We start from the raw sequence: 12,533 nt of genomic DNA on the forward strand, positions 1-12,533 counted from the left end.
ACGGGGCGCGGCGTCATCGCACGACGCCGCGGCTACGGAGTTCGGCGACGTGGTCGGCGTCGACGCCGAGCTCGTCGCACAAGATGGCGTCGGTGTCGGCGCCCGGGGAACGTCCGGTGAAGCGGATCCGACCTGCGGTCTCGGACATGCGCCACATGACGTTGTGCTGCAGGACGGGACCGAGGTCGGCGTCGTCGACCTCGACGAGCATCTCGGTCTCGCGGACGTGGACGTCCTCGGCGAGGTCCTTCGCCGAGTAGATCGGCGCCACGGCGGCACCGGCCTCGGTGAACGCCGTGACGACCTCGTCGCGGGTGCGTGCACCGATCCACCCGCCGACGTAGCCGTCGAGCAGGTCCGCGTGCTCGGCGCGGCTGTGGCCGGAGGCGAACCACGGCTCGTCCAGCACCTCGGGGTGTCCGACCAGCCGGAGCACGCGCTCGGCGATCGCTTGGGCGCTGGTGGAGATCGCGACCCAGTGCCCGTCCTTGGTCTGGTAGGTGTTGCGTGGGGAGTTGTGGTGCGAGCGGTTGCCGTTCCTGCGGCCGACGGTGCCCAGCTGCTGGAAGACGGTGGGTCCGGGGCCGACGGCCGCCATGATCGGCTCGAGCAGGCTGAGGTCGATCACCTGGCCACGACCGCCGTTGCGCTCGCGCTCGAGCAGCGCCATCGAAACCGCCGACGACGCGGCGATGCCGCAGATCGAGTCGGCGAGCCCGAAGGCCGGGAGGGTGGGCGGACCGTCAGGCTGACCCGTGAGGTGCGCGAAGCCGCTCATCGCCTCGGCGAGCGTGCCGAAGCCCGCGCGCGACGCGTACGGACCGGTCTGCCCGAACCCGGTGATGCGGGTGAGGATCAGCCCCGGGTTGATCTCGAGGAGCCGCTCGGGACCGATGCCCCAGCGCTCCAGCGTGCCGGGGCGGAAGTTCTCGACGACGACGTCGGCGGTCGCGACCAGCCGCTCGAACACCTCGGCGCCCTCGCGTGCCGAGAGGCTCAGGCCGATCGTGCGCTTGTTGCGCGAGATCTCCTTCCACCACAGCGGCACGCCGTCCTTGCTCTCGCCGTGCCCTCGCATGCTGTCGCCGCGCTCGGGGTGCTCGATCTTGATCACCTCGGCACCGAAGTCGCCGAGGATCTGGCAGCAGAGCGGTCCTGCGAGGATCGACGACGCGTCGATGACGCGAAGTCCGGTGAGCGGGCCGTCCGACATCCGTGAGCATCCTTCCACCCGGACGTTCCACAAAATGGAACGCTGTTTCAGACAGCGTAGGGGCGCGCGCGGATCGCCGTCAACCTGCCTGCACACGTCTCGAAGGGCGTGCAGGGGTCAACGGGTGTCGTGCCTGGAACATAGTTCCAGGCAGGGCGGTGGGTGGCGGCGCGTCTCAGACGAGGAACTGGAAGGCCGGGTCGTCCGGCGACAGCTTCTGGGCGCGCAGCGGCGACTCCGCGAGGCGCTGGACGAGCCCCGGCAGCTCTGCGGGCGAGCCGAGCTCGATGCCGACGAGCGCCGGCCCCGTCTCACGGTTGTGCCGCTTCACGTACTCGAAGAGCGTGATGTCGTCGTCCGGCCCCAGCACCACGTCGAGGAAGCGACGCAGCGCGCCCGGCTCCTGCGGGAAGTCGACGAGCCAGTAGTGCTTGACGCCCTTGGACACGAGTGCCCGCTCGATCACCTCGGCGTAGCGGCTCACGTCATGGTTGCCGCCGGACACCACGACGACGGCGGACTCGCCCGGCGCCACGACTCCGGGGAGCCGGAGGGCCGCGGCCGCCAGCGCGCCCGCAGGCTCCGCGATTACGCCATCGACCTCGAACATGTCGAGCATCTCCTCGCTCACGCGCCCCGGGTCCACCGACACGAGCTCGACCGGGTGCCCGTCGCGCGCCAGCGCCGCGAGCACGGCATAGGCGTGGTCGCCCACGCGCCGGACCGCGGCGCCGTCGACGAACGCGTCCACCTCGTCCAACGTCACCGGACCACCGTGCTGCACCGCGGCAGCCATGCTCGCCGCGCCTGACGGCTCCACCCCCACGACACGGGTCTGCGGGTGGCGCGCGGCGAGCCACGCCGCCATCCCCGCGATCAGGCCGCCGCCGCCGACCGGGACCACGACCACGTCCGGCGCGGACCCCGACGCCGCCTGCGCCTCGTACTGCGTCACGACCTCCATGGCCACGGTGCCCTGTCCCGCGATCACGTGCGGGTGGTCGAAGGCCGGGACCACGGTGGCTCCGCTGCGCGCCGCATCGGCGGACGCGGCCGCGCTCGCCGCGTCGTACGTGTCGCCCCCGACGATGACCTCGACGTGCTCGCCACCGAGGACGGCGATGCGCTCGCGCTTCTGGCGCGGCGTGGTGCGGGGCAGGTAGATGCGGGCGGTGGCGCCGAGAGCCCGCGCCGCGTAGGCGACGCCCTGCGCGTGGTTGCCGGCGCTCGCGGCGACGAGGCCACGTCCACGCTCCTCGGCGGTGAGGCGGGAGATCATGTGGAACGCGCCGCGCAGCTTGTACGAACGAACGGCCTGCAGGTCCTCGCGCTTGACCCACACGTCGGCCCCCGTCCGCTCGCCGAGCCGGGTGGCGCGCTCGAGCGGGGTCCGGATCGCGACCCGCGAGACGGGTGCGTACGCGGCTTCGATGTCGTCGGCGGTCACAGGCACGCCGTCCACATTAGGGACCCCGCAAGGTCCCGTCGGCAGCCGGGTGAGGCGCCGTGGCGCCGCGCATCAAGATCGCGTCAACGCCGGTCAAGGTCACGTCAAGGCCGCACCGATCGCCGAGACGGCGACGTTGACTCGACCTCATGAGTCTTGACACCGGCCTCCTGATCACCCTGGTGGCCCTTCTGATCGGCTATCTGGTCGCCTCCCTCATCCACCCGGAGCGGTTCTGATGAGCGACGGTCTCGCAGGCGTGCTGAGCCTGCTCACCGTGGTCGGCCTGCTGGCCCTTGCCTACCGACCCCTCGGCGACTACATCGCCCGGACGCTCGAGAGCCCGCGGCACAGCCGCGTCGAGCGCCCGCTGTACCGGCTCGCCGGCGTCAACCCGGACGCGACGCAGAGCACCCGCGCGTACGCGCTCGCCGTCATCGGGTTCTCCGTCGTGAGCCTGGTCCTCCTCTCTCTCCTGCTGGTGCTGCAGTCCTTCCTGCCGTACTCGCGCGACATGGACGGCATGCCGTGGGAGATGGCACTCAACACGGCCGCCTCCTTCGTGGCCAACACGAACTGGCAGTCGTACGCCGGTGAGTCGACGCTCGGCTGGACGGCCCAGACCGCCGGCCTCGCCGTGCAGAACTTCGTCTCGGCTGCCGTCGGCATCGCCGTCGCCGTCGCGCTCATCCGTGGTTTCACGAGAAACCGTTCGGACCAGCTCGGCAACTTCTGGGTCGATCTCGTCCGCGTGAGCCTGCGGGTCCTCCTCCCGATCGCCTTCATCGGAGCCGTGCTGCTCGTGATCGCGGGCACCGTGCAGAGCTTCGGTGCCGACCAGGTCGTGGACACGATCACCGGTGGGCAGCAGACGATCACGACCGGCCCGGCGGCGAGCCAGGAGGCGATCAAGGAGCTCGGCACCAACGGCGGAGGGTTCTACAACGCCAACTCGGCGCACCCCTTCGAGAATCCGAACGGCTTCTCGAACCTGCTGGAGATCTTCCTCATGCTGCTGATCCCCGTCGCCCTCACCCGGACGCTGGGCACGATGCTCGGCAACCGCAAGCAGGGGTACGCGGTGCTGGGCGCGATGGCCGGCCTCTTCTTCACCTCGCTCGCGATCACCACGTGGGCCGAGGTCGGCGCGCACGGCGACTCCGCCCAGGCTGCGGGCGCCGCGATGGAGGGCAAGGAGACCAGGATCGGGGAATGGGCGTCGGCCCTCTTCGCCACGGTGACGACCGGAACGTCCACCGGCGCGGTCAACTCCGCCCACGACTCGTACACGCCGACCGGCGGCGGCGCCGTCCTCGTGAACATGATGCTCGGCGAGGTCACGCCGGGCGGTGTCGGCGCCGGGATCTACGGCGTCCTCGTGATGGCGATCCTCGCGGTCTTCGTCGCGGGCCTCATGGTCGGTCGTACGCCCGAGCTGCTCGGCAAGAAGATCCGGTCGACCGAGATGCGCTACGTCGCGCTCTACACGCTGACCACGCCGACCCTCGTCCTCGTCGGTGTCGGGATCGCGATCGCGCTGCCCAGCACCGCGGCGGCGATGGGCAACCCGGGAGGCCACGGCTTCTCCGAGGTCGTCTACGCCTTCACGTCGGCGGCGAACAACAACGGCAGCGCGTTCGGCGGCATCACGGTCACGTCCACGTTCTTCCAGCTGATGCTCGCCGCGGCGATGCTGCTCGGCCGGTTCGTGCCCATCCTGTTCGTCCTCGCCCTGGCCGGCTCGCTCGCGCGCCAGGGAAAGGTCCCCGCGACCGCCGGCACCCTTCCCACCCACACTCCCCTGTTCGCGGGCCTGCTGGTCGGGGTCATCCTCGTGATGACCGGACTGACCTACTTCCCCGCGCTCGCCCTCGGTCCGATCGCGGAGGCCCTCGCATGACCCTCTCCCAGCTCGTGAGCCAGGTGCCCACGGCCCTGGCCAAGCTCGACCCGCGCCACATGTGGCGCAACCCGGTGATGTTCGTGGTGCTCGTCGGGTCCGTCCTCACCACCGTCCTCGCGCTCGCCGACCCCGACTTCTTCACGATCGCGATCGCGGTCTGGCTGTGGTTGACGGTGATCTTCGGCAACCTCGCCGAGGCCGTCGCCGAGGGGCGCGGCAAGGCGCAGGCCGCGTCGCTGCGCGCTGCCCGCAAGGACACCGTCGCGCGCCGCCTCGAGCGCGACGGCATCGAGACCGAGGTGCCCGGCACCGACCTCAAGATCGGCGACCGGGTGGTCGTCGAGGCCGGCGAGGTCATCCCCGGCGACGGCGACGTCGTCGAGGGCATCGCGTCGGTCGACGAGTCCGCGATCACCGGCGAGTCCGCACCCGTGATCCGCGAGGCCGGCGGAGACCGATCTGCGGTGACCGGCGGCACCACCGTGCTGTCCGACCGGATCGTCGTGAAGATCACCGCGGCCCCCGGCAGCACGTTCCTCGACACGATGATCGCGCTTGTGGAGGGCACATCGCGGCGCAAGACCCCCAACGAGAACGCGCTGACGATCCTCCTCTCCAGCCTCACGATCGTCTTCCTGCTCGCCGTGGCGACGCTGGCGCCGATGGCCGACTACGCCGGTGCGCCGCAACGCACGCTCGTCCTCGTCGCGCTGCTCGTCTGCCTGATCCCGACCACGATCGGGGCGCTGCTCTCGGCGATCGGCATCGCCGGCATGGACCGGCTCGTCCGCGTCAACGTCCTCGCGATGTCGGGGCGTGCGGTCGAGGCCGCGGGCGACGTCGGCACGCTGCTGCTCGACAAGACCGGCACGATCACGTACGGCAACCGGCGCGCGACGTCCTTCGTCCCGCAGGCGGGTCTGGACCGCGAGGTCCTGCGGGACACGGCACGGCTCTCGAGCCTCGCCGACCCCACGCCCGAAGGTCGTTCGATCGTGGAGCTCGCCCTCACGCAGGGTGCTCCTGACGTGCCGCTCCCGGCCGGGGCGCAGGTCGTCGAGTTCTCCGCATCGACCCGCATGTCCGGGGTCGACCTCGCCGACAGGACGGTGGTCCGCAAGGGCGCCGCGTCGGCCGTCCTCGCCTGGCTCGACCAGACCGCACTGCCGCCCAGCGTCGAGTCGGCCGTCGAGCGGATCAGCGCGGACGGCGGCACGCCGCTGGTCGTCGCCGTCCGTCCCCCGCACGGTGCGGGACAGGTCCTCGGTGTGGTCCACCTCAAGGACATCGTGAAGCCCGGCATGGCCGAACGGTTCGCCGAGCTGCGCCGGATGGGCATCCGTACGGTCATGGTGACCGGCGACAACGCGATCACCGCGAAGGCGATCGCCGCGGAGGCCGGTGTGGACGACGTCCTCGCCGAGGCGACGCCCGAGGAGAAGATGGCCTTCATCCGTCAGGAGCAGGCCGGCGGCCGCCTGGTCGCGATGACGGGTGACGGCACGAACGACGCCCCCGCGCTGGCCGCAGCCGACGTCGGCGTCGCGATGAGCTCGGGTACGTCGGCCGCCAAAGAGGCCGGCAACATGGTCGACCTCGACTCCGACCCGACGAAGCTCATCGACATCGTCGAGATCGGCAAGCAGCTGCTCATCACGCGCGGTGCGCTCACGACCTTCTCGGTCGCGAATGACGTCGCCAAGTACTTCGCGATCATCCCTGCGATGTTCGTCGCGGCGTACCCGAGCCTCGAGAGTCTCGACATCATGCGGCTGCACAGCCCCGAGTCGGCGATCCTCTCGGCGGTCGTCTTCAACGCGCTCATCATCGTCGCGCTGATCCCGCTGTCGCTCAAGGGCGTGAAGTACCGCGTGACCACGGCGGCCGGGCTGCTGCGCCGCAACCTCCTGGTCTACGGACTCGGCGGCCTGATCGCGCCCTTCCTCGGGATCAAGATCATCGACCTCCTCCTCGCGAGCCTCTTCGGCTCCGCACTCTGAGCCCGTACGACTGAGCCCATAGAAGGACACACGCATGACCACCACCACGACCACCACCTCCCCGGACCGCGACTCCGACCCAGCACCCGCCCGCGTCCCGCTCGGCACCGGACTCCTGCGCCAGACCGCCACCGGGTTGCGCATCCTGCTCGTCCTCACGGTGATCCTCGGGATCGGCTATCCCGCCGCCGTCTGGGCCGTGGGCCTGGTCGTCGCTCATGACCAGGCGAACGGGCAGATCGTCGAGGTCGATGGCAGCCCTGTCGGCTCCGCGATCATCGGGCAGACGTTCGACGACCCGACGCTGTTCCACACCCGCCCGTCGGCCACCGAGTACGACGGGCTCGCCAGCGCCGCCAGCAACCTCGGCCCGTCGAACCCGGACCTCCTCGCCCTGATCGAGGAGCGGAGGGCCGCCGTCGCCGAGGAGGAGGGTGTCGCGCCGTCCGACGTCCCGCCCGACGCCCTCACCGCCTCAGGCTCCGGGCTCGACCCGCACATCTCGACCGCGTACGCCGACCTCCAGGTGGCGCGCGTCGCCGAGGCCCACGGCCTCGAGCCGTCGACCGTGCGTGACCTCGTCGCCGAGCACACCGCCGGGCGCACGCTCGGCTTCCTCGGCGAGGAGGGCGTCAACGTCCTGCTGCTCAACCTTGCGATCCTCGACGCCGCGAAGGGCTGACAGGATGGCGGGCATGGACCACCCGCCCACGCGCCGCGGGCGGCTCCGGGTCTATCTCGGAGCCGCTCCTGGCGTGGGCAAGACCTACAAGATGCTCGACGAAGGACAGCGCCGCGCCGCCCGCGGCACCGACGTCGTGGTCGGCTACGTCGACACGCACGGGCGGGTACACACAGCCGAGCAGCTCGACGGCCTCGAGGTCGTCCCCCGACAACGTCTCGCCTACGGCGGCTCCACGTACGAGGAGATGGACCTCGCTGCGGTGCTCGCCCGCCGCCCCGAGGTCGCGCTGGTCGACGAGCTCGCGCACACCAACGTCGCCGGCGCCGGCCACGTCAAGCGGTGGGAGGACGTCGAGGCGCTCCTCGACGCCGGCATCGACGTCGTGACGACCGTCAACGTGCAGCACCTCGAGTCGCTCAACGACGTCGTCGAGTCGATCACCGGCATCCGCCAGCGCGAGACCGTCCCCGACCAGGTCGTCCGCAGCGCCGACGCGGTCGAGCTCGTCGACATGAGCCCGCAGGCGCTGCGACGACGTCTGGCCCACGGCAACGTATACGCCGCCGACAAGGTCGACGCGGCGCTCTCCCGCTACTTCCGCGAGGGCAACCTGTCGGCGCTGCGCGAGCTCGCCCTGCTCTGGGTCGCCGACCAGGTCGACGAGGGGCTGGCGCGCTATCGCCAGCAGCACCGGATCGACGCGACCTGGCCCACCCGTGAACGCATCGTCGTGGCCGTGACCGGCGGGCCCGAGTCACCGACGCTCCTGCGTCGAGCAGCGCTCATCGCCGGCCGGACGACCCGCGGCGAGTGGATGGCGGTCTACGTGACCCGCCGCGACGGCCTCTCGGGGACGTCCCCCGACCAGCTCGCACGCCAGCACGCGATGGTGCACGACATGGGAGGCAGCTTCCACACGGTGGTCGCGGACGACGTCGCGGGCGGTCTCCTCGAGTTCGCCCGCGCCGAGAACGCCTCCCAGATCCTCATAGGCGCGTCCCGACGACCCCGGTGGTCGGCGGCGTTCCGCCCCGGTGTCGGCGAGCGGGTCATCGCGGGATCGGGCGACATCGACGTGCACATCGTGAGCCACGATGAGGCACGGCGTGGTGCCCGCGACCGTGACCGGCGCCCCGACCTCGGGCGGGGGCGCACGATCCTCGGCTACGTCCTCGGGCTGGTCGCGCCGGCGCTGACCGCCCTCCTGCTCTACACGACCAACGATCTCCACGACCTCACGCTGGAGTCGATGCTCATGCTGAGCGTCGTCGTCGTGGTGGCGCTGGTCGGCGGGCTGGTCCCGGCCATGCTGGCGGCGGTGCTGTCGGCGATCCTTCTCAACTGGTTCTTCGTCGCCCCCGTCCACACGCTCACGATCGCGCAGGGACAGTACGTCGCCGTGATCGCGGTCTTCGTCGTCGTCGGGGTCGCGGTCGCCTCCGTGGTCGACCTCGCCGCCGGCCGTGCGGCGCAGGCGCGGCGCGCGTCCGCGGAGGCCGACGCCCTCTCGGTGCTCTCGCACAGCCTCCTGCGCGCCGGCGAGAGCCTGCCCGCCCTCCTCGCCCAGGCGACCGAGGTGTTCGGGATGAGGGGTGCGGCGATCCTCACCCGTACCGGCGACGGCTGGGCGACGACGGTCGCGCACGGCGACGCCCCCGAGAGTGTGGCCGACGCCGACGTGGACGTGCCGATCGACGAGTCGACGTTCCTCGTCCTGCGGGGACGCACGCTCGACGCCTCCGACCGGCGGCTCGTCACGGCGTACGCGGCGCACGCCGGCGTCGTGATCGAGCGCACCCACGCCGCCGAGGAGCACGCGCGGGCCCACGAGCTGGCCGAGGCGGACCGGACCCGTACGGCGCTGCTGGCCGCCGTCTCCCACGACCTTCGGAGTCCGCTGGCCGCGATCAAGGCAGCCGTGACGAGCCTGCGCAACGACGACATCACGTGGTCGGAGCAGGACGAGGCAGACCTGTTGATGACGATCGAGGAGTCCGCGGACCGTCTCGACGCGCTGGTCGCGAACCTCCTCGACATGAGCCGCTTGCGCACCGGCGCGCTCACCGTGCTCGCGACCGACGTCGACGTGGTCGAGCTGGCCCGGATCGCCGTCGCCCCGTTGGCCGACGCCGACCGCGTGGAGGTGCGGGGCGAGCAGGGCGTCCCGCCCGCCTACGCCGACCCCGGGCTCCTCGAGCGGGTGCTGGCCAACCTCTGCGAGAACGCGCTGAAGCACACCACGAGCCGTGTCCTGGTCCAGGTCTCGGGCTACGTCGAGTCCGACGGCGCACCGCGCACCTGTATCCGCGTCGTCGACCACGGCCCGGGCGTGGACGACTCCGACCTCGATCGCCTCTTCGCTCCCTTCCAGCGACTCGGCGACGTCCCGCAGGGCGACGGCGTCGGCCTCGGGCTCGCTGTGGCGCGTGGCCTCACCGAGGCGATGTCGGGAAGGTTGGAGGCGGAGGAGACACCGGGCGGTGGACTCACGTTCGTCCTGACGCTCCCCCAGGCCGTGGTGCGCAGCCCGGCGACCCCCGAGGAGGAGACGCGATGACGTTCGTGCTGGCGGTCGACGACGACCCCGCGATCCTGCGCACCCTGCGGATCAACCTGCGTGCCCGCGACTACGAGGTCGAGACGGCCGGGGACGGACGGTCCGCGCTGCAGATCGCGGCCGAGCGCGAGCCCGACGTCGTGCTGCTGGACCTCGGGCTCCCCGACCTCGGCGGCGTGGCGGTGATCCGCCGGATCCGTGCGGCCAGCGCGGTCCCGATCGTCGTCCTGTCGGCACGGCACGAGTCCGACGACAAGGTCGAGGCGCTCGACGCCGGAGCCGACGACTACGTCACGAAGCCGTTCGGGATGGAGGAGCTGCTGGCGCGGCTGCGCGCCGCGGTCCGCCGGGGCGCGCCCACGCCGTCGTCGACCGAACGTGTCGCGGTCGGTGACCTCGTCCTGGATGTCGACGACGGGACCGCCACGAAGGACGGCGTCGAGGTTCACCTCACGCCCACCGAGTGGCGGATCGTGGCTGCGCTGCTGCGCCGGAGGGGCCGACTCGTCCGGCAGGCCGAGCTGCTCCGTGAGGTGTGGGGACCCGCGTACGAGCGCGAGACTCACTATCTGCGGGTGTATCTCGCGCAGATCCGCCGCAAGCTCGAGGACGACCCGGCACACCCGGCGTACTTCATCACCGAGCCCGGTCTCGGCTATCGCTTCGTCGGGTGAGCCTCACCGCACGCTCGGGCGGTCGATGATCCACCGCCACGTGCCGTCGGGCTGCCGGCGTGCGACCTCGCACGTCGCACCACCGGCCCCGGCGCTGCGCGGGAGCACGGTGGTCGTGAGCGCGAGGTCGCCCTGCACGAGGGGACGGCGCTGAACCCCCGCCCGTACGGCCGCGTGCCTCGAGAGCGTCCGCTCGTAGAACGCCCGGATCTCGTCGTGACCCGTCGCCACCGAGCCGTCGGGCAGCTCGAGGACGGCCGACGGCTCGTACAGGGCGACCAGACCGTCGACGTCGCGGGCGTGCAGGCGGTCGACGAGCTCGGCACCGAGCGCGTCGGGCGTGCGGGGAGCGGGACGGCTCTTCACGGGAGCCAGACGAGGCGCGGTGGACATGTGTTCGAGGCTACGGACGAGCGCTGACAGTTGTCGGTGCGGAGGTCTAGCGTGACGGCATGACCGAGATCGTGCTCTTCCACCACGCCCTGGGGCAGACCGACGGCTTTCTCGCGTTCGCCGACGATCTTCGCGCGACTGGCTCGCTCGTGCACACTCCTGACGTCTTCGCCGGCCGGACGTTCCCGACGGTCGACGAGGGAGTGGCGCACGGTGACGAGGTCGGACGTCCCGAGTTGCGCCGGCGTGCCGCGGAGGGGGTCGCCGGGCTGCCGCCCGACGTGGTCTGGGCCGGCGCGTCCCTCGGTGTCGTGTTCGCCCAGGAGTACGCACAGACCCGACCGGGCGCACGAGGCGCGCTCCTCTTGTACGCAGCGCTGCCGGTCGAGGCGTTCGAAACGCCGTGGCCCGACGGACTCCCTGTCCAGGTGCACGGCATGGCCGACGACCCGTGGATGGACTGGGACGCGGAGGTCGCGCCGTTCGCTGCCGCGTCGGGCGCCGAGGTGTTCCGCTATCCCGGCTCGGGGCACGTGTTCGCCGAGGTCGGCAACGTCGACCACGACGCCGATGCGGCTGCGCTCCTGCGCGAGCGGGTGCTGGCCTTCCTCGCAGAGCTGCCGCAGAGATGAGCAGCTTCAGCGACGCACCCCGGCTGCCGATGGACTCCGCAGAGGAGTGGCGCTCCTGGCTGTCCGAGCACCACGACGACCCCGACCCCGGCGTGTGGATCGTCTGGCGACGGCGCGAGACCGAGCGGCCGGAGCTGTCGTACGAGGCGCTGGTCGAGGAGGCGCTGGCGTTCGGCTGGATCGACGGCCAGGCCAAAGGGCTCGACGACGACCACTCGATGCTGTGGATGACCCGCCGGCGGCCGGGCTCGGTGTGGAGCCGCCTGTCCAAGGAGCGTGTCGACCGCGTCGTCGCCTCCGGACGCATGACCCCGGCGGGTCAGGCGGCGATCGACCGCGCAAAGGCGGACGGGTCGTGGTCGCACCTCGACAGCGTGGAGGCGATGGAGGTCCCTGACGACCTTGCCGCTGCGCTCGACGCCGACCCCGAGGCGCGGCGTCAGTTCGACGCGTTCACGCCCGGGCGGCGCAAGGAGATCCTCCGTTGGCTCGTCGACGCCAAGCGTGCGGCCACGCGCGAGGCGCGCATCGCCGAGGTCGTCCGGCTCGCTGCCCAGGGCATCGCCGCGCGCGACCGCTGAGCACGCGGGCTTCAGGCGTCGGGCTGCAAGAACTCGAGCCGGTTGCCGAAGGGGTCCGCGGCATAGAAGCGCCGGTGCCCCGGGAACCCGTCGTCCCACGTCACGTCGGTGCCGGAGGCGACCAGTCGGGCCGCGACGTCGTCGATGCGCGCGACGAGGATGCCAGGGTGGGCCTTGCGTGCCGGCTCGAAGTCGTCCTCGACCCCGAGGTGGACCTCGACGCCGCCCAAACGGAACCAGCAGCCGCCACGCGCGGCAAGGACCGGCGGCTTCTCGAGCTCGTGCATGCCGAGCACGTCGCGCCAGAACGCCCGGCACTCCGCCTCCCCGCCTCGCGGGATCGCCAGCTGGACGTGGTGGAGGTGGACGAACGCGAGGTGGTCCGGGTCGGAGTGGGGGTCCGTCATGCGGTCCACGCTAGCCGTGACGGGGGCCTCGGAACACCGGC

General features: G+C 71.6%; 12 protein-coding genes. 8 read left to right on the forward strand and 4 right to left on the reverse strand.

The features are described from left to right. Positions 1-13: 13 nt before the first annotated feature. Together HCT63_RS00180 and ilvA are read right to left on the reverse strand one after the other, a co-directional pair. Positions 14-1,213, reverse strand: a complete 1,200-nt coding sequence (locus HCT63_RS00180; protein ID WP_167000458.1) for a CoA transferase — start codon at positions 1,211-1,213, stop codon at positions 14-16. A gap of 175 nt (positions 1,214-1,388) precedes the next feature. Continuing rightward, the gene (ilvA, locus tag HCT63_RS00185; protein WP_243842814.1) at positions 1,389-2,666 is read right to left on the reverse strand and encodes a threonine ammonia-lyase IlvA; all 1,278 of its coding nucleotides are present in this window, start codon (positions 2,664-2,666) and stop codon (positions 1,389-1,391) included. Between the two features lie 143 nt (positions 2,667-2,809). Between ilvA and kdpF the strand changes: the two genes are divergently transcribed. Genes kdpF through HCT63_RS00215 form a run of 6 tightly spaced genes read left to right on the forward strand, consistent with a single transcriptional unit; the run spans position 2,810 to position 10,479 of the window. After that, positions 2,810-2,899 (forward strand): K(+)-transporting ATPase subunit F, encoded by a 90-nt coding sequence (gene kdpF / locus HCT63_RS00190; protein WP_167000460.1) that lies wholly within the window; start codon positions 2,810-2,812, stop codon positions 2,897-2,899. Further along, positions 2,899-4,560 (forward strand): potassium-transporting ATPase subunit KdpA, encoded by a 1,662-nt coding sequence (gene kdpA, locus HCT63_RS00195; protein ID WP_167000461.1) that lies wholly within the window; start codon positions 2,899-2,901, stop codon positions 4,558-4,560. The genes kdpF and kdpA overlap by 1 nt, the downstream gene beginning before the upstream one ends. Beyond that, entirely contained in the window at positions 4,557-6,563 is a 2,007-nt protein-coding gene (kdpB, locus tag HCT63_RS00200) for a potassium-transporting ATPase subunit KdpB (protein ID WP_167000463.1), read from the forward strand. Before kdpA ends, kdpB begins: the two co-directional genes overlap by 4 nt. A 34-nt stretch (positions 6,564-6,597) precedes the next feature. Beyond that, positions 6,598-7,245 carry a potassium-transporting ATPase subunit KdpC gene (kdpC, locus tag HCT63_RS00205; protein ID WP_167000465.1) on the forward strand — a complete coding sequence of 216 codons (648 nt, stop codon included), beginning with the start codon at positions 6,598-6,600 and terminating at the stop codon, positions 7,243-7,245. A 13-nt stretch (positions 7,246-7,258) separates the two neighbouring features. Then, entirely contained in the window at positions 7,259-9,805 is a 2,547-nt protein-coding gene (locus HCT63_RS00210) for an ATP-binding protein (RefSeq protein ID WP_243842815.1), read from the forward strand. Further along, positions 9,802-10,479: a response regulator gene (locus HCT63_RS00215; RefSeq protein ID WP_167000469.1), complete on the forward strand. Its 678-nt coding sequence runs from the start codon at positions 9,802-9,804 to the stop codon at positions 10,477-10,479. The genes HCT63_RS00210 and HCT63_RS00215 overlap by 4 nt, the downstream gene beginning before the upstream one ends. Positions 10,480-10,482: 3 nt before the next feature. Here HCT63_RS00215 and HCT63_RS00220 read toward each other — a convergent pair whose 3' ends face one another. Continuing rightward, on the reverse strand, positions 10,483-10,872 hold the full coding sequence (locus HCT63_RS00220) for a nuclear transport factor 2 family protein (RefSeq protein ID WP_167000470.1): 390 nt from the start codon (positions 10,870-10,872) through the stop codon (positions 10,483-10,485). A gap of 59 nt (positions 10,873-10,931) precedes the next feature. Between HCT63_RS00220 and HCT63_RS00225 the strand changes: the two genes are divergently transcribed. Then, the gene (locus HCT63_RS00225; RefSeq protein WP_167000472.1) at positions 10,932-11,504 is read left to right on the forward strand and encodes a dienelactone hydrolase family protein; all 573 of its coding nucleotides are present in this window, start codon (positions 10,932-10,934) and stop codon (positions 11,502-11,504) included. Continuing rightward, the gene (locus tag HCT63_RS00230; RefSeq protein WP_167000474.1) at positions 11,501-12,085 is read left to right on the forward strand and encodes a YdeI/OmpD-associated family protein; all 585 of its coding nucleotides are present in this window, start codon (positions 11,501-11,503) and stop codon (positions 12,083-12,085) included. The genes HCT63_RS00225 and HCT63_RS00230 overlap by 4 nt, the downstream gene beginning before the upstream one ends. Before the next feature lie 11 nt (positions 12,086-12,096). Here HCT63_RS00230 and HCT63_RS00235 read toward each other — a convergent pair whose 3' ends face one another. Then, complete coding sequence (locus HCT63_RS00235; RefSeq protein ID WP_167000476.1) at positions 12,097-12,492, reverse strand: VOC family protein; 396 nt, start codon at positions 12,490-12,492, stop codon at positions 12,097-12,099. Positions 12,493-12,533: the final 41 nt, after the last annotated feature.

This window comes from Mumia sp. ZJ430 (assembly GCF_011751845.1).
Taxonomy (GTDB): Bacteria; Actinomycetota; Actinomycetes; order Propionibacteriales; family Nocardioidaceae; genus Mumia.